Below are 17,144 nucleotides of genomic sequence, written 5' to 3'. Positions count from 1 at the left end.
CAGAGGCGGGGCTTTGGGGGCATCTTACCGGCTGGGTTGATTCTGAGCCGGCTGACCCGACGGCGAAGGCGGCGGGGCATTGTTCTGGTTGGTCTGTCCAGACTGCGTGCTCTGTGTGGCGCCAGGCTGGTTGGTGGACTGACCGTTGCTTTGGGCCGGCGCCTGTCCAGTGGTCTGACCGGCAGGCGGTTGTGTGCCGGCCTGACCCGATGTCGCCGGTTGGTTCTGCTGAGCCTGGCCCGTTGTGGATGGCTGGTTCTGTCCAGCCTGGCCGGTGGTCTGGTTCTGCTGTGCCGGCGCATTGGTCTGGTTCTGCTGCGCCGGCGCGTTGGTCTGACCGGTGCTTTGTCCGGTCGTGTTCTGCTGCGTCGACTGGCCAGCTGCTCCCTGACCAATGCTCGTCGATTGGCCCTGCGTGGCGCGGATCTGGTTGGAGACGCCTAGTGCAGCGACCGTCCTGGTATCGATCGAGCCGGTGGTCTGGAAACCTTCCTGCCGCTGGAAGGTGATCAGCGCTTCGCGCGTAGCGGGCCCGAGGATGCCGTCTGCTTCGCCAGACATCAGGCCGCGTTCAATCAGCACCCGTTGAACAATGCGGATCTCGTCGGGGCTGAGATCCAGCGCGGCGATGTTGCCACCGCCACCGCTCACGCTGCCGCGCCGGGCGAAGTGGGTCCTTGGGCCGGCGGGAATGGCGTCGACGATCCTGCGGCTTCGGTCGACGACGATGATCTCGTCATCCACGACGAAGAAGCTGTCGTCCCGATAGGCCGGATAGATGTCGATCAGCGCCGGGAATGTCGAGATGGCGACCACGGAGATGTTCCGTGGCACTACCACGCCGGCATTGATCGCGAAGTTGATGGAATTGACGTTGATCCGCACGCGATCCACATTGCGCGAGCTCAACACCGACTGCTGCAGCGTTGTCTGCTGCTGCGCGCTCACCTGCACGCGGCCGGACAAGCTCTGGGTGGTCCCACCCTGGGCTTGCGTCTGGGTGTTGACCTGTCCCTGAGTGTTGGCGCCGGTCGTCGCGCCCTGGCCCTGCTGGGCACCCGGGGCTTGCGCGTTGTTGGTGTTCGCGCCAGTTGCTGTGCTCTGACCCTGCACGTTCTTACCCTGGGCATTGTCCTTGGTGTTCGCGCCGCTCGTTGTCGTGCTTTGACCCTGCGCTTTCTTGCCTTGGACATTGTCCTTGGTGTTAGCGCCTGTGGTCGCGCTCTTACCCTGTTCTGCGCCTTGCGACTGACGCGTAGCGTCGCGGTCGCTGCGGCTCCGACCGACGGTCTGGTCCTTCATTCCGCTCTTGTCGCGCTCGGACCTGGACTGACGTGCTTGGTCGGGTTCGCCTCGGCTCTGACCGACGGTTTGGTCCTTGCCACGCTTCTCGCCTTCAGATTGGGACTGACGCGCGTTGTCGCGGGCGCCGCGGCCCTGATCGACGGACTGACGCTCGCCCCTGTCGACCTTGCCACTATCACGCATTCCTTCACTTCGCTCAGAACGCGATGGTGCCGCAGCGGGGCTCTCGGCTCGACCACCTGCGCGGCCCTGGGTCATTCCTTCGCCGTGAGAGGCTCCGCCTGCACCTTGCGACAGTCCGCCGCTCGATCGGCCGGATTCCGCCGCGCCGGCGCCCGCGCCTCCGCTCATCCCGCTGCCGGCGCCTTCACGCATGCCTTGGGCCGATGCCAGGCTGACGCCGGCGAGCAGCATTGCTGTGGTCAATAGGAACCTGTTCTTCCTCGTGTTCACCTGAACCTCCTCCATTTGCTTTGCAGCATCCGTTGATGGGGAACCTTCGAAGCTGGGCTCGAGACAAACCAGCCCTCATTCGAGTTTTCCGATGTCTGTGAACGATGCGCCGATGCCATCGTTCCTATCAGGCGGGAGAGTCGCGCAGTTCCGTCTCGGTGTTACCACGCACGGGACTCTCTCGATCGAAGCGATAAAGAATCGACCAAAAATCCACTTTGCAGGCTCAGCGCCTCGCGCCAGCCCTTCTCTTGCCGCGTCGCTTCACCAGTAGGGGTGCCAGCGATGGTGGTAGAAGTGCCGCCGCGGGAACGGTCCGCCGTAATAGGCGAAGGCCGGCCGCACGACACGGTGATAGCGGTAGCCGTAGTAGGCCGGGGCGTAACTGGTGGTGTAGTAGGTCCGGGTGTAGCCACCCCACGGATAGTAACCGCCGTAGTACGCCGGTGCGTAGTAGTCGTCATAATAGCGCGGATACCCGTAGTAGCCGTAGCCCGGGCCGTAGGCGTAAGCGGACGAGGCGAGGCCGCCGATCAGGGCACCTGCGAACAATCCGCCTGCCAGCGCCGGCCCAAAACCACCGCGCCAGCGAGCCTCCGCCGGCGTCGGTGCCGCCACCGCGCTCACGCCGAGCGCGCCGACGGTTGCCAGGACAAGTGCGGTCTTTTTCATGCGCGTCCCTCCTTCGTTGGTGTTTCGACGTCGTGCCAACATTGCCGAAGGGCAAAAGTTGCAAGCGCGTGCCGGCGAGGAACAGGAGTCATGAACATAAGCGAGCATTCATCTCGATGAACGCGCGCCCGCTTTCGGCGACATCGCCTCGGACTCTCCCTTTCGCGCGGTCCACGAGGGTCAGGTCAAAGCTGATTTCGGAAAAGATGCAAATGGTCGACTGCTGTACATGGGCCTGTTTTGGACCCTTGTCCGGAGGAGAGCCGGCATCCTGCTTTCCGCTACCCCAGCCTCTGATCCCGCACGTCCTGCGTATCCTCCGTCGCCGCCTTGACCGCCGCCTTGGCTGCGCCTTTGCCGGCGCCCTTGCGGCTCGCGATCTCCACCGCCTTGCGGCCGGAGATCTCGTGGCCGGCGTCAGCCGGCATTTGCCAGAAGAACCAGCTCGATGCCGCCGACGTCAGCGCCACCACGACGAAAGCGGGCGCGAACACGGTGGCGTTGAGCTCGCTGACATGGCTGAACCACATCGTCGTTTCCACGCACGCCGCGCCGACGGCGACACCCGCTGACACCGCGAGCTGCTGGTTGACACTGACGAGGGTGGTGGCACGGCTCATCTGCGCGGTCTCGACGTCGGCATAGGCGACCGTATTGATCGCGGTGAATTGGAGCGAGCGGAAGAAGCCGCCGACCACCAGGATCACCATGATGATGAGCAGCGGCGTCGTCACCGTGAACAGCGCGCAAACGCCGAGGAAGAACGCGCTCACGATCGCGTTCACCGTCATCAGATTGCGGAAGCCGAAGGCGCGGATGATCCGCGCCGCCAGCGTCTTCATCCCCATGGCCCCGAGCGAGGAGGCGAAGGTGACGAGACCGGAATGGAACGGCGACAGGCCGAAGCCGATCTGCATCAAGAGCGGCAGCAGGAACGGCAGCGCGCCGATGCCGAGGCGGAACATGAAGCCGCCGACCACGGCTGCGCGCAGCGTCGGCAGGTTCAGGAGCGAGAAATCCAGCACCGGCGACCCCGTGCGCCTCGCATGGATGACATAAAGCGTCATCGAGATCGCACCGCCCGCGATCAGTGCTGCAACAGTGCTCCACGGCAGCAGATTGAGCCCGGCAACCGACAGGCCGAAGGCGATGCCGGCGAGACCCAACCCAGCGAGCACCATGCCGTACAGATCGAACGGCTCCTGCACCTCGCTCTTGATCGGATCGATGAAGCGCAATGCCATGAAGATGCCGAGCAGGCCGATCGGGATGTTGATCAGGAAGATCCAGTGCCAGGACGCGTAAGTCGTGATGAAGCCGCCGAGCGGCGGTCCGATCACGGGACCGATCAGGGCAGGGACCGTCACCCAGGCCATGGCGTTGACCAGCGCGCTCTTGTCGACGGAGCGCAGCAGCACGAGGCGTCCGACCGGCGTCATCATCGCGCCGCCCATGCCTTGCAGGATGCGCGCGAATACGAAATCGGTGACCGAGGTCGAGAGCGCGCAGCCGACCGAGCCGACCATGAACACGCCGACCGCGATCGCAAACACCATGCGTGCGCCGAAGCGGTCGGCGGTCCAGCCGCTCGCCGGGATGAACACCGCGAGCGAGAGCAGGTACGACGTGATTGCGAGCTTCAGCGTCAGCGGGCTGGTTCCGATGTCGGCCGCGATCGCCGGCAGCGAGGTGGCGATCACCGTGGAATCCATGTTCTCCATGAAGAGCGCAGTGGCCACGATCAGCGGAATGACGCGTTGCTTGTCGACCATGACGGATTGGCAATGAAATCGGAGGGAAGCGGAGTTGCGGCTTATCACCGCCGTCCGCCGCGGACCATCGCGGATCGACGCATGGCACCTAAATCCTGCGTGACGACGGTGTGGCCGCAAATGCGGTTGCATTGCTGGATCGGCAGCACCCTGAGGTCGTGGAGGCGATCCGCCTAGGCACGGCCCGGCGAGGGGCTGTCCTCGCCTGAATTGACCTAAAAAAGCCTGTGCATGGCTGGCCGACGGCCCGAATTGCTTTGATTCGTCACGCGGCCGTGCTATCGACCCGCGTCAACCCCACCGATGGGCTCCGATTCTTAAGGCGTTGCCGCAAGGTACGCCGAGGGCGGCGCTCATCCATTAGCATTTGCGGCAGGGCCGCAGGAAGGAGTTGGCAGATGGCCACGGTGCAACTTCAAGGCATCCGCGAAGCCTTTACGTTCGACGACGTGCTGTTGAAGCCGGGCCTGTCCGACGTCATGCCGGGCGAGGTCGACATCCGTTCCCGCGTCACCCGCGCCATTCCGCTCAACATTCCGATCATGGCCTCCGCCATGGACACAGTGACCGAGGCCCGCATGGCGATCGCCATGGCGCAGGCCGGCGGCCTCGGCGTCATCCACCGCAATTTCGATCCTGAAGGGCAGGCTGCCCAGGTGCGGCAGGTCAAGCGCTACGAGTCCGGCATGGTGGTGAACCCGCTCACCATCAGCCCCGAGGCCACGCTCGACGACGCGCTGAAGCTGATGAGCGATCACGGCATCTCCGGCATTCCCGTGGTCACCGGCGCCAGCAAGTCGACGCCCGGCAAGCTGGTCGGCATCCTCACCAACCGTGACGTGCGCTTTGCGACCAATCGCCAGCAAAAGATCTCCGAGCTGATGACGCACGAAAACCTCGTCACGGTCCGCGAGAATGTCAGCCAGGACGAGGCGCGGCGAATGCTGCATCAGCATCGCATCGAGAAGCTGCTCGTGGTCGACGAGCAATATCGCTGCGTCGGTCTCATTACCGTCAAGGACATGGAGAAGGCGGTCGCCCATCCGCTCGCCTGCAAGGACGCGCAAGGGCGCCTGCGCGTCGCCGCCGCCACCACTGTCGGCGATAACGGCTTCGAGCGCACCGAGCGGCTGATCGATGCCGGCGTCGACCTCGTCGTCGTCGACACCGCGCACGGCCACTCCCGCCACGTGCTGCACGCGGTGAACCGCATCAAGCGTCTGTCCAACTCGGTGCAGGTCGTCGCCGGCAACGTTGCCACCACGGAAGGCGCGCAGGCGCTGATCGACGCCGGCGCGGATTGCATCAAGGTCGGCATCGGCCCGGGCTCGATCTGCACCACGCGCATCGTCGCCGGCGTTGGCGTTCCCCAGCTCACCGCGATCATGGATGCGGTGGAAGCGGCGAAGAAGTCCGACATCCCCGTCATCGCCGACGGCGGCATCAAGTACTCCGGCGACCTCGCCAAGGCGCTCGCTGCCGGCGCCGACATCGCGATGGTCGGCTCGCTGCTCGCCGGCACCGACGAGACGCCCGGTGAAGTGTTTTTGTGGCAGGGCCGTTCCTACAAGGCCTATCGCGGCATGGGCTCGGTCGGCGCGATGGCGCGGGGATCTGCCGATCGCTACTTCCAGCAGGACATCAAGGACACGCTCAAGCTGGTGCCCGAAGGCATCGAGGGGCAGGTGCCCTACAAGGGCCCGGTCGGCAACGTCATGCACCAGCTCGCCGGCGGCTTGCGCGCCGCGATGGGCTATGTCGGCGCGCGCGACATGAAGGAGCTGCACGACAAGGCCCAGTTCGTCCGCATCACCGGCGCGGGCCTGCGCGAAAGCCACGTCCACGATGTCACGATCACGCGCGAGAGCCCGAACTATCCGGGCGCCGGTTAGGATTCTCGTGTCGCGTGCCCCGGACGCAGCGCAGCACCTCTTCGGTGATGCGCTGCAGAGCCGGGGCCCATCGCTCCATATCTTGCCATGTAGTCTGGGTCCCGGCTCTGCGCAGCAACGCTGCGCGCTGCAGCGCGTCCGGGACACGAGTGTGGTGGCCGCCTCTGCGACCATCTACTCCAATCCTTTTGTATTGTGTATTGACGCGCATCGCTCCCTCCGCTTCCGTTTGCGCCGAAGCACAATCGGAGGAAGCCAATGTCCCAAGGCAAACGCATCGTTCTCGCCGCGCGTCCCGTCGGCGAACCCAAGCCATCTGATTTTCGCCTGGAGGAATTCGCTGTTCCGACACCAGGGCCCGGCGAAGTCCTGCTGCGCACGATCTGGCTGTCGCTCGATCCCTATATGCGCGGCCGCATGAGCGAGGGGCCGTCCTACGCAGCTCCGGTGCCGATCGGCGGGGTGATGGAAGGCGAGGCGGTCAGCGAGGTCGCGGCCTCCAACAATCCTGATTTTGCCAAAGGCGACATCGTGCGCATCCGTTCTGGCTGGCAGACGCACGCGATCTCGAACGGCAAGGGGCTGATCAAGGTCGATCCCAAGCTCGGTCCGATCTCGACCTCGATCGGCGTGCTCGGCATGCCCGGCATGACCGCCTATACGGGCCTGCTCGACATCGGTAAGCCGCAACCCGGCGAGACTGTCGTCGTTGCCGGTGCTTCCGGCGCAGTCGGCTCGGCCGTGGGCCAGATCGCCAAGATCAAGGGCGCCCGCGCGGTCGGCATCGCCGGCGGCAAGGACAAGTGCGACTATGTGGTGAAGGAGCTCGGCTTCGACGCCTGCATCGATCACCGCGATGCCGAACTCGCCACCAAGCTGAAGGACGCCTGCCCGAAGGGCATCGACGTCTATTTCGAGAATGTCGGCGGCGCCGTGTTCGAGGCGGTGTTCCCGCTGCTCAATCCGTTCGCGCGGGTGCCAGTCTGCGGCCTGATCGCCCATTACAACGACACCGAGGCCAAGCCGCCGAAATGGGCCGCCAACCTGATGCGCGCGACGCTGACCAAGCGGCTGACCTTCCGCGGCTTCATCGTCTCTGATTTCGCCGCCCGCCATGGCGACTTCCTGCGCGACATGTCCGCCTGGGTCCGCGATGGCAAGGTCAAGTACAAGGAGTTCGTCACCGAAGGCCTGGAAAGCGCCCCCGGCGCCTTCATGGGCCTGCTGAAGGGTGACAATTTCGGCAAGCAACTGGTTCGGGTTGGTCCCGACAAGGCCTGATCTGCCGCCTCCAGCCCCCATCGGGGCGGTGGATGGTTAAGAAAGAGTCACTAATCGGTCACACCTGGCCGCAAAAGCCGCAGGTGTGCTCGCCCGTTCATTGACGGCCCGACGAAGGCATTGAATCATCGCGCATATTTTAGGTGCTGCGATGTTAGAGATCGGTATTTTCTGCGTAATCCTGCTGGCCGCCGGCTATTGGGTGGCGATGTTCGTCATGGGCCGCCGCGACGACGTCATTCATGGCAACTTCGTTCACACCGAGGACCAGGGCGATTTTGCCCGCCCCTCGATGCCGACGCCTCCGCCGCCATTCCCGAAACGTCCGGTCAAGGCTCCGCAGCCTGCCAGTCAACCGCCTGTCCCTGACTCAAAGCCGGTGAGCAGCGAGGCATTGCAATCGCTGCTAGCCGCGATCCAGCAGGATCTCAAAAGCGTGGCTTAAGTCTCCTGCGAGGCCGCAACTGAAACAGCAGCACATGAGCGGCTGCGGTTCAGCCGCGCATGTGCGCCATGGTTATGGCAGCGCGCTAGGCTGCGTGCCGCATGCGTTCGATACTCTGAGTAATGTGGTTTCCTGCATCGTCAGCCACCTTCAAAGACATGTCCGCCATCCGGCGGCTGGTATCCAGGGCGCTTCTGATCGAATCGCGCATCAGATCAGTCTGCACAGCCGCCAAATCGTGCGGAGTTCGGCAGCGCCAGAGTTCATTCATACGGTCCATGGTCCTCTCGATCTGCTGTCGAACGAAGTCGAAGTACTCCCGTGAGACGCCGTTCATTCCTTTGGCGACCGCGGTTGTAGAGTACATGATTGCTTCTGCGTTGCGGACCGAGCGTTCTGTTGCCTGCTGCGCTTCATTGCCCGTCAAACCGAACGTGCGACCAAGCTGATCAGCAGAGCGGCCCATCATAGCCGTGGCCATGTCGACGCCGAAGCGCCAACTGTTTTGCAACATCTCGGCATTTTGTTGCAGCAGATGGCTGCTGGCTTGGGCCACCTCCTCGCTGGCCTCAGCGGTAGCTAAGCCGATCCGTCTGGTCTGCTCAGCAGTCCTTTCGGCGGCGCGGCGGATTGTGTCCTCAGGGCTTTGGGTAGACTTTTCCTCCTGGCGTGGATTGGCCATTTGTTGCTCCATCGTTGTTGTTGGTGAGGTCGGATCCTTTGCTCTCCGTCACAGGTGCGATCCTACGCGAGCAAACGTGGGCATTTTTCGACCGTTCCGGGGCACGCGATTTTTAATCAACCCTCCGCGATTGCGCGCAGGAACGAGCGCTTCAACTTCCAATTATTTCATGGATTGATTCATCTGCTTGGCACCGCGGGTTTCGTGTTCTTACCCTCGATCATCAAGGCTCAGTAATGACCACCGCTGAAACCGTATTGCTCATTGCTGTCTTGTTATTAGCACTTCTCGTCGTCGGCAACGTCGGCTTCTCCAAACTGGCCGAGTGGAGGAATCCACCAATCGGCAAGTTCCTCGAGTGCGACGGCGTAGTACTCCACTATGTCGATCGGGGTGATCCGGCAGCTCCTTGCGTCGTGCTGCTCCATGGCAACGGATCCATGATCCAGGACTTCACGATCAGCGGCCTGGTCGATCTTCTTGCCCGCAGCAATCGCGTGGTGTGCTTCGACCGCCCAGGCTTTGGCTATAGTCAGCGGCCGCGGCTCCGAATATGGACCGCAGCAGCTCAAGCCGCTTTGTTGATGAAGGCGCTCAATCAACTCGAAATCCGGAATCCCGTTGTCCTGGGCCATTCTTGGGGCGCCTTCGTCGCTATCGCGCTCGCCGTGCGAAAGGATTATCCGACCCAGGGTCTCGTGCTTGCGTCCGGGTACTATTTCCCAACCGGCCGATTGGACGTGTGGCTGATGTCAGGTCCAGCCATACCGGTTCTGGGCGACTTGGTCAGTTACACTGTCGCGCCAATCATTTCGTGGGCCGTCCTGCCAGGAGTTCTCCGTAAGATCTTTGCGCCTCGTTCTGTCCCGCAGACGTTCAAGAATGAATTTCCAACGTCTCTGGTGCTCAGGCCCACACAGTTGAGGGCGGCTGCGGAGGAAAGTGCACTGCTCATTCCAACTGCAGCACAATTCCAAGCTTATTATTCGACCATGGGCGACCACGTGCAAATATTCCACGGAACAGAGGACCAGGTGATCGAATTCAAACAAGCGCGAGATTTACATCAAGCACTGCCTCGGTCCGATCTTCACCTTGTTCCGAATGCCGGGCATATGGTCACGTACGCAGACCCCGCCGCCATCGTGGAGGCAGTCAGTTCAATGGCAAATTCTTAAGGCTGGCAGCTTGTCCGTATCGGCTCGAACTCGCCAGAAGAAGAGCACTCTTGAGCCAGAAGTGACGTCTGGGGCCACTGGTTGGCGCCCCGGCGGAACCCGGAGTCACTCAAAAGCGCTCTTCTTCAATTCGCCGGCGAGGGCCGTCACTGCACCTTGCGGCGTGCAGGCGCAGCGACTGGCCGCAATTCCATTCTCGATATGCCCGCTGCGACGTTCACACCTGTCTGAGCCTGGACGGACACCGGCTGCAAGGCGATCGTTCGATCCGAGCCGCCCACCAGGAGGTTGGCACCAACTCCGGCGCCGACAGTACCGCCGGCGGTCGCGCCCGCATAGGTTCCGGCCAAGGCTGCCTGGCGAAGCGTGGTTGGCGCAAACACGGTCCAAACGAGCTGACCGCCGGACGTGGCTCCTATGTCGAGACCAAGCGTGCTGACGGTGCCTTCGTAAGCCTCGCGCGCCCTGCCTCGCGCCGATGCATAGATGCAGCTCAACTGCCGTTGCCCCGCAACAATCATGCCGACTCCGGGCGATATGTTGCACGTGAGTGTGCCGACTCTTGAGCGCCCAGCCTCCTGCGCCGTTGCCGGAACCATCGCGAGGACGAGTGCCAAGGCCGCGCAAGCTGTTGCCAAATTGGTCAGCCTAGCTTCATTCAGCGTTGTCCTAATCATGGGGCCTCCATCGATTATTCTGATCGTCCTTCAATGCGTGCTGAGCTAGCGATGTTCCTGTTGGTCGGAAGGCGAAGCTCCAGAAGCACAAGACAAACCTCGCTTTACGGGCTCGGGATGTGGAGCACGCGGGTCCGGCTCTGCGCCGGTGTTGAGTGACAGGCGGACATCAAATGCACTCGCAGCCGATTTTATGAGTGCTCGCCGCCCATCTGGGCGAGCAGTTCCTCAATGTCGACATCGCGCTGGCCCGCCGCCCTGATGTGGCGGACCTCAAGGCTGTCTGGCCGGAAGCGATATTCAACCAGCCCGACTTCCTTGATCGCGATCCGGTCCTGGCGCGAATCGTTGATGACGAAGCCGGCCGACGGCGCCCAGACGTGGCGGGTGTGGCGATAGGTGAAGTCGCGACGCTGGTGCACGTGACCGCTGGCGATGAGACGCAGGTCGACGTTACCGAACATCTCGATCAGCCGCGCCCGCGCCGGCTGCGGCACGTAGCGGATCGAGGTCTCCGGCGTCTCAGTGTCATCGGGCAGGTTGAGAAACAGCGGCTTGTGCAGGAACAGGGCGACCGGCCTGCCGTTCGTGCGCGCGATCTCCGAGGCGAGCCAGTCGAATTGCTCGGCCTCGAAGGCGAGCCCTGAATTCATGACCAGCGAGTTGAGACCGATGAAGCACCAACCGGCCGCCTCGAACGACCAATGGTCTTCGCCAATGATGTCGCAGAACCGCCTGCGGTGCGCCTCACTGACCGGCGGCTTCGGCGCCGACCCGATCGCGGTCGGATTGTCGCCGATGTCGTGATTGCCGGGGAGGTAGCGGCAGGTGACGGGCAGGGCGTCGTGCAGGCCTTTCGCGAATTCGACGTCGTCGCGGCTGGTCGGCCCGTCGAACGAAACGTCGCCAGTGTTGACGACGAGATCGGGCCTGCCGGCGTCGATGTGCTCGCTGATGCGGTGAAAGTTGGCGATCAGACCGGGAAAGCGCCGGCCGAGATGGGTGTCGGAAATCTGGGTCAGGCGAAATTCGGGCATGCGATCATCCTACCCGTTGTCGCGCGTCGGAACGATGACGGCGCGGGCATGGATCGCAACGAACAAAGTTTAAAGCACGCCTCGGTCACAGCACACGGTAGCGGATCGTGTAGGCATCCTGCGGGGCGACCGGGCCGGCGAGGGGCGAGGCGATGCGGTCGGCGAGGTGCCACGGGCCGAACTGCTCGGAGCGATGCGGCTCGGCCGGCAAGCGGAGGCGGAACTCGAAGGTGCCCTTGCCGGGCAGGTTCACGGCCAGCACGCGGTCCGCGGTGCGGTGGTTGAGCACCACGGCGCCGCGTAGCACCGCCCGCCCGTCTGAGAGGTCGCGTACCCCATCGACTAGCGCCAGCGTCTGGTTGCGATCGGTATGCAGCTCGATCTGGCTGTCGGTCACCGCCGTCAGCATCTCCCGGGGCATCCGGATCTCGAACGCGACGGCGGGCTTGGACGGATTGAGGCCGAGATAGGCAAGCGCCGCGTGGCGCATGTCGTAGGCGGCAAACGCGAACAGGCCGAGCGCGGCGAACGCAGCCAGGCTCTGCCGGGCGACGTCGCGCCAGGTCCGGTAGCTCAGGCGAAAATAGACCGTCATCGCCAGCGCGACCGCGAGCGCCGCCGCGATACCTGACAGCGCCGACATCAGGATGCCGAGCCGGCCGTCGGCGGATTCGGTGAAGAAGCTGGACAAGGTGTTCATGGCGCTATCTCGCCTCGGGCTCAAGGGCCGAAATTGCTTTAACAATCGATGCTTGGTCGCCGAAGCGGGAACGCCGGTTCAAGTCGTTCATTGTCAGCGCCAAAAGTCGCGGCTAATGACGGTCGGCGGCATTTCGCCTCCCGGGAAAGTTCCGATGTCCGTTCAAATGGTTTTGCTGCCGGTCTTCGCGCAGGTCGCTCTCACCTTCGCGCTTCTGATCGGCATGGTCTTGGCGCGGCGCAAGACCCTGGTCTCGGGCGAGACCAAAATCCGCGACATTGCGCTGGGCGAGCCGAACTGGCCGAAGGGCGTCACACAAATCGCCAATTGCTACCGCAACCAGTTCGAGCTGCCGGTGCTGTTCTACGTCCTGATCGCGCTGGCGTTGCCTTTGCGCCGCGCCGATCTCTTCATCGTGCTGATGTCCTGGGTGTTCGTGGTGACACGCTTTGCCCATGCCGGCGTGTTCGTCTCCTCCAACGATCTCGGCCGCCGCTCCACGATCTGGCTCGCCGGCGTGCTCGTGCTGCTCGCGATGTGGATCTACTTCGCGCTGAAGCTTTTGCTGCTGATCTAGGCGCTTGCGCGCCACTTGAAAGAATTCAAATGACCCCCGCTGCCCGGCTGTCCGCAGCCATCGAACTGATCGACACCATCGAGAAGGACCGCGTGCCCGCGGCCAAGGCGCTGAAGGAGTGGGGCACGGCGCACCGCTTCGCCGGTTCCGGCGACCGCGCCGCCATTGCCGGCTTGGTCTGGGACGTGCTGCGCCGCTACGCCTCGAGCGCCTACCTGATGGATTCCGATACCGCGCGGGCGCGGCTGATCGGCATGCTCCGGCTCGAGCGCAGTATGGACACGGCCACCATGGCCGCGCTGTTCGACGGCAGCCGGTTTGCGCCGGCGCCGCTGACCGCGGCCGAGCAGGCCGCGCTCGCCTCGCGTTCCCTCAATGACGCACCTGCTGCGGTTGCCGGGGACTACCCCGAATGGCTCGATCCGCATCTTGCAAAAGTGTTCGGCGAGACCCGTGCCGCGGAGGCCGCCGCAATGGCCAGCCGGGCCCCGCTCGATCTGCGCGTCAACACGCTAAAATCCAATCGCGACAAGGCGCTGCGCGCGCTTGCTCATCTTCATGCGAAACCGACGCCGTGGTCGGCAACGGGCCTGCGCATCGAGCTTTCGGCCGATGCGCGTAACCCGGGCATCCAGGCGGAAGAGGATTTCATCAAGGGCGCCATTGAAGTGCAGGATGAGGGATCGCAGCTTGCGGCCCAGTTCACGGCGGCAAAACCCGGCGAGCAGGTGATCGATCTTTGCGCCGGCGCGGGCGGCAAGACGCTGGCGCTCGCCGCCCTGATGCAAGGCAAGGGCCGGCTGATCGCGACCGACCGCGACAAGCGCCAGCTTGCCCCCATCCACGAGCGCCTGTCGCGCGCCGGCGTCCACAATGCCGATGTGCGCACGCCGAAAGGCGAAGCCGATCCGCTCCAAGACATCCGCGCCTCGGCCGATCTCGTCGTGATCGACGCGCCCTGTACGGGAACCGGAACCTGGCGCCGCAACCCCGATGCCAAATGGCGCATGCGCCCGGGCGCGCTGGAGATCCGCCTGCGCGACCAGGCCGAGGTGCTCGCGCGTGCGGTTCCGCTGGTCAAGCCCGGTGGCCGCATCGCCTACATCACCTGCTCGGTGCTGGCGGAAGAGAACGGCGAGCAGGTGAGGGCGTTCGTCGCGCGCCATCCCGATTTCGCGGTCATCCCGCCCGAACAGACCGCGAGCGTGCTCTGGGACAAGGCAGAAGCTTTTGGCGAGGCCGCGCTGCAGTCGGCGGAAGGCTGGCTGATGACGCCGCGGCGAACGGGAACGGACGGTTTCTTCGTGTCGGTGCTGCGGAAAGCATAGCACTGGCAGGGTGGGCAAAGCTTCCGTCGTCGCTCGGGGAGCGATGACGGAGGCGTGCCCACCATCGCAGCGCGCCTTTGCCCACCCTACCGCACCGCTGATCTCATCCCGCCGCCATTCCGGGGCTCGCGAACCCGCAATCCATCGGGCCGCAGGAACGCCCGCGCGATGGATACCGGGTTCGGCCTTCGGACGCCCCGGAATGATAGGAGCAAGACAAAAGCCCCGCCGACCGGATCCGGTCGCGGGGCTTTCGAGTTCTAGCGTTCTGCCGGTACGTCCGTGGTCAGAACGCCCTGGCGCGGGCCATTAGCCGACGCGGAGATTGTCAGCCGAGGACTTGCCGCTGCGACGGTCGGCGACGATGTCGAACGAGACCTTCTGGCCCTCGTTGAGGGTGGAGAGGCCGGCGCGCTCGACCGCGCTGATGTGCACGAACACGTCCTTGTTGCCGTCGTCCGGCTGGATGAAACCATAACCCTTTTGGGTGTTGAACCACTTCACGGTGCCCATAGCCATGGGAATTTCCTTTGTTAGAGAGGGTACGCACGCGGACCGGTACGCGTCGCTGCGCCCATGATCCTATTCAGTCGATGTTTGGAGAAGTCATCTGAAGCGTGCGCGCCCGTCTGTAACGAAGCGAAGCGGCCCAGTCGTTCGGCCAAGTATCGATGATCACAATATAGCGAGGATTTGGGGCTACTTCAAGGCACCACCCGTGGTTCGGGATGTCGCGCGCCGCTGCTATTCTGCGGTGCAAGTGAAACCGCGAGGGGCGCATCAGTCCACGATGAAGAGCGTGGCACCGGTCCTCGTCGAGGACCGGTGCGCGGCGTCGCCGAAGTCCGACACCTGGTAACTCATCCCCGCCGTGAGCTTGAATTTGCGCCCGTCGCGCAGCTCAGAATCGAGCTCGCCCTTCAGCACGTAGAGCACGTGGCCCCGATCGCACCAATGATCGGCGAGATAGCCCGGCGAATACTCCACCATCCGCACCCGGAGATCGCCGATGTTGAGCGTGCGCCACTTGGCCTCGCCGCTCTCGCCGGGATGCGTGGTCGCTTCGATCTTGCTCCAATCGGTGACGGTAAAGGGGGAGGTGGGGAGTTTCATGCGAATGATCCTGTTTCGGAACCGGCGGTGTTTTGTTAGCGCACGCTGTCGCCGCAGTCTCCGTCATTGCGAGCGTAGCGAAGCAATCCAGAATCTCTCCGCGGAAAGACCCTGGATTGCTCACATGGGGATTTGATGTGTCAAGATTTATGGTCAGCTCTTTGTTCGATTGCAGGCCAGCTCTTCGTCCCGACCGCGGAACCTTTCGGATGGCGCGCGCAGATCAGGTCAAGACCGGCCCGTGAGGGCCGCCGCGAAGCGGCTTGGTCTTGACCTGAGCGAGCACGCCTTCAGGCTCGTTAGGTCGGGAAGTGCGGCGTGAACTACTCCTATGGTTGGCGATCCAAGGGTCGAGCCGGTTTTGGCAATCTGGTTTGCATGCCAGATCAAACTCACATTCGGTCGTTGCGCGGTGGCGACTGCACCAACATTCCGCTTGCGGCGGGCAGGCTCGAGAGGACGAGACCCTTCTTCGTTACGGCGTTTGAAGCCATGCAATCCATCGGTTCGTCCACCCGGATCGGCCGAGGCTGATCAACCTCGGCGGATTGGTTTTGAGGCTGAGAGGCGTGGTGTCAGGCGCCGGGCTTCACCACGGCTCCCTCGATCACGACGCCGGCGGTCACGTATTTCCACAGGGCCACGAGCAGCTTGCGCGCCAGCGCCACGATTGTGCGCTTGCGGCCGCGCTGGCTGTTGGCCTTGAACCACTGGGTCAGAGCCGATTGAGGCTGGTGACGTATCCACAACCAGGCGAGCTGGATCATCGTGGTTCTCAGGCGCGGATTGCCGGCCTTCGACACGCCCTGCTCACGCTCAATGCCGCCACTGCGCCATGGCGTGGCCGCAAGACCGGCATAGGACGCAACCTGGCGGCGGTTGGTGAACTGACGGTGGAAGGCCTCCGACCAGAGAATGGCAGCAAAGTTCGGGCCCAGGCCCTTCAAGTCGAGCAGCATCGCGACCGGGTTCGATGCAGCCTTCTCGCCTGCTGGTCGGCTTGCAGCCAGCAATGCATCCTGCTCGCGCTCTACCGCCGCGATCTGGTCGAGCAGAAGTTCGAGCCGGTCGAGCTCGCGGCTGATCTGCGCCTTCAAATGCGCCGGCAGCAGCCGCCCGTCCCCGTGCGCAAGGCCTCGAGCCGCGTCCGTCGATCGCGCCGCAGCGGCACGTAGTCGAATATCCCTTGCGCAAACAGAACACCCTTGATCCGGTTCACATGCACGATCCGCTCCGCGATCAAGGTCCGCCGCTCCCGACAAAGCCTGCGGCGGTCCTCTTCTTCCGGAGAGGGGGCAACGACCATCGCGCAGACCCGTGGCTCGCCGCGCTTGTAGGCCAGAAGCGACCGCAACAGCGTCTCGCCGTCCAACCGGTCCGTCTTGGCCCGCCGGCGCCGGCGCGGCGTCGCGATCGAGGCCGGATCGACCACGTAGCTCTCGACGCCCTCCGACTGCAGAGTGCGGTGAAGCCAGAACCCATCCAGCCCCGCCTCCTGGATGGTGATGATCGGATAACTCTCGCCCGTTCGCGCCTGGGCCTTACGCTTCAGCGCTGCAAAGAGCTTCAAAAGCTCCGCAATAGCGCCGGCCTTCACGCTGTGTTTGGACATCTTCTCGCCCTTGCCGGGCGACAGCGATGTAACCAGCCATGTCGAACGGCTCAGTTCCAATGACACAAAAATTGCGCCAATCTGCGTCCGGATAGCGGCCAGTCCGTCGGAAAGATGATCGAGCAACATCGCTGTCTCCAGGTTGAGTGCTTCAGCAACCTCAGTCTGGCCTCAGACCCGGTCGCTATCCACTCCCCATGGAATCTTCGCTGCGCTCGCAATGACGCTTGGGGCAAGCAGTCTCCCCACTCTCACTGTCATCGCCGGGCCTCGACCGGGCGATCCAGTAGTCCGAGACGTTCGTGGTTTATCGAGAGGTCGCGGCGTACTGGATTCCCGCTTTCGCGGGGAATGACAGCGGCGGGTGGGCGGCACCGTCCGCACACGACAAGCGCGCTGCTGCGACAGCAACGCGCGTCA

15 protein-coding genes and 1 pseudogene are annotated in these 17,144 nt (G+C 63.7%); 6 read left to right on the top strand and 10 right to left on the bottom strand.

Going from position 1 to position 17,144, the window contains the following annotated elements; translation table 11 throughout:
* Positions 1 to 24: 24 nt before the first annotated feature.
* The 3 genes from P6U29_RS24600 to P6U29_RS24590 all read right to left on the bottom strand — a co-directional run bounded on the left by P6U29_RS24600 (position 25) and on the right by P6U29_RS24590 (position 4,202).
* Positions 25 to 1,719, bottom strand: a complete 1,695-nt coding sequence (locus P6U29_RS24600) for a peptidoglycan-binding protein (RefSeq protein ID WP_407112691.1) — start codon at positions 1,717 to 1,719, stop codon at positions 25 to 27.
* 303 nt (positions 1,720 to 2,022) lie between these two features.
* Positions 2,023 to 2,430, bottom strand: coding sequence for a hypothetical protein (locus P6U29_RS24595; protein ID WP_407112690.1), 408 nt, complete (start codon positions 2,428 to 2,430; stop codon positions 2,023 to 2,025).
* 281 nt (positions 2,431 to 2,711) lie between these two features.
* Positions 2,712 to 4,202: an MFS transporter gene (locus tag P6U29_RS24590; RefSeq protein WP_407112689.1), complete on the bottom strand. Its 1,491-nt coding sequence runs from the start codon at positions 4,200 to 4,202 to the stop codon at positions 2,712 to 2,714.
* A gap of 398 nt (positions 4,203 to 4,600) precedes the next feature.
* Between P6U29_RS24590 and guaB the strand changes: the two genes are divergently transcribed.
* The 3 genes from guaB to P6U29_RS24575 all read left to right on the top strand — a co-directional run bounded on the left by guaB (position 4,601) and on the right by P6U29_RS24575 (position 7,820).
* On the top strand, positions 4,601 to 6,094 hold the full coding sequence (gene guaB / locus P6U29_RS24585) for an IMP dehydrogenase (protein WP_407112688.1): 1,494 nt from the start codon (positions 4,601 to 4,603) through the stop codon (positions 6,092 to 6,094).
* Positions 6,095 to 6,352: 258 nt separating this feature from the next.
* A complete protein-coding gene (locus P6U29_RS24580; protein ID WP_407112687.1) occupies positions 6,353 to 7,375 on the top strand; it encodes an NADP-dependent oxidoreductase in 1,023 nt (340 codons plus the stop codon).
* 151 nt (positions 7,376 to 7,526) lie between these two features.
* The gene (locus tag P6U29_RS24575) at positions 7,527 to 7,820 is read left to right on the top strand and encodes a hypothetical protein (protein WP_407112686.1); all 294 of its coding nucleotides are present in this window, start codon (positions 7,527 to 7,529) and stop codon (positions 7,818 to 7,820) included.
* A gap of 85 nt (positions 7,821 to 7,905) precedes the next feature.
* On the opposite strand, the gene P6U29_RS24570 is transcribed toward P6U29_RS24575, so the two are convergent.
* Positions 7,906 to 8,502, bottom strand: coding sequence for a phasin family protein (locus P6U29_RS24570; RefSeq protein WP_407112685.1), 597 nt, complete (start codon positions 8,500 to 8,502; stop codon positions 7,906 to 7,908).
* A 236-nt stretch (positions 8,503 to 8,738) separates the two neighbouring features.
* On the opposite strand from P6U29_RS24570, the gene P6U29_RS24565 reads away from it, so the two are divergent.
* On the top strand, positions 8,739 to 9,680 hold the full coding sequence (locus tag P6U29_RS24565; protein WP_407112684.1) for an alpha/beta fold hydrolase: 942 nt from the start codon (positions 8,739 to 8,741) through the stop codon (positions 9,678 to 9,680).
* Between the two features lie 146 nt (positions 9,681 to 9,826).
* On the opposite strand, the gene P6U29_RS24560 is transcribed toward P6U29_RS24565, so the two are convergent.
* From P6U29_RS24560 to P6U29_RS24550, 3 genes are all read right to left on the bottom strand, one after another.
* On the bottom strand, positions 9,827 to 10,279 hold the full coding sequence (locus tag P6U29_RS24560) for a DUF992 domain-containing protein (protein WP_407119417.1): 453 nt from the start codon (positions 10,277 to 10,279) through the stop codon (positions 9,827 to 9,829).
* Between the two features lie 269 nt (positions 10,280 to 10,548).
* Positions 10,549 to 11,394: a metallophosphoesterase family protein gene (locus P6U29_RS24555; protein WP_407112683.1), complete on the bottom strand. Its 846-nt coding sequence runs from the start codon at positions 11,392 to 11,394 to the stop codon at positions 10,549 to 10,551.
* Positions 11,395 to 11,479: 85 nt separating this feature from the next.
* Positions 11,480 to 12,094 (bottom strand): acriflavin resistance protein, encoded by a 615-nt coding sequence (locus P6U29_RS24550; RefSeq protein ID WP_407112682.1) that lies wholly within the window; start codon positions 12,092 to 12,094, stop codon positions 11,480 to 11,482.
* Between the two features lie 154 nt (positions 12,095 to 12,248).
* On the opposite strand from P6U29_RS24550, the gene P6U29_RS24545 reads away from it, so the two are divergent.
* Positions 12,249 to 12,671 (top strand): MAPEG family protein, encoded by a 423-nt coding sequence (locus P6U29_RS24545; RefSeq protein WP_407112681.1) that lies wholly within the window; start codon positions 12,249 to 12,251, stop codon positions 12,669 to 12,671.
* 29 nt (positions 12,672 to 12,700) lie between these two features.
* Positions 12,701 to 13,999: an RsmB/NOP family class I SAM-dependent RNA methyltransferase gene (locus tag P6U29_RS24540; protein ID WP_407112680.1), complete on the top strand. Its 1,299-nt coding sequence runs from the start codon at positions 12,701 to 12,703 to the stop codon at positions 13,997 to 13,999.
* A gap of 309 nt (positions 14,000 to 14,308) precedes the next feature.
* On the opposite strand, the gene P6U29_RS24535 is transcribed toward P6U29_RS24540, so the two are convergent.
* From P6U29_RS24535 to P6U29_RS24525, 3 genes and pseudogenes are all read right to left on the bottom strand, one after another.
* Complete coding sequence (locus P6U29_RS24535; protein ID WP_407112679.1) at positions 14,309 to 14,518, bottom strand: cold-shock protein; 210 nt, start codon at positions 14,516 to 14,518, stop codon at positions 14,309 to 14,311.
* Positions 14,519 to 14,779: 261 nt separating this feature from the next.
* The gene (locus P6U29_RS24530) at positions 14,780 to 15,112 is read right to left on the bottom strand and encodes a DHCW motif cupin fold protein (protein WP_407112678.1); all 333 of its coding nucleotides are present in this window, start codon (positions 15,110 to 15,112) and stop codon (positions 14,780 to 14,782) included.
* A 575-nt stretch (positions 15,113 to 15,687) separates the two neighbouring features.
* Positions 15,688 to 16,853: pseudogene (locus tag P6U29_RS24525) on the bottom strand (IS110 family transposase).
* Between the last annotated feature and the right edge of the window lie 291 nt (positions 16,854 to 17,144).

Source organism: Bradyrhizobium sp. LMG 9283 (assembly GCF_045571415.1).
GTDB lineage: Bacteria > Pseudomonadota > Alphaproteobacteria > Rhizobiales > Xanthobacteraceae > Bradyrhizobium.
The sequence above is the reverse complement of the archived record's forward strand: the minus strand, read 5'-3'. Positions and strand labels throughout refer to the sequence as shown.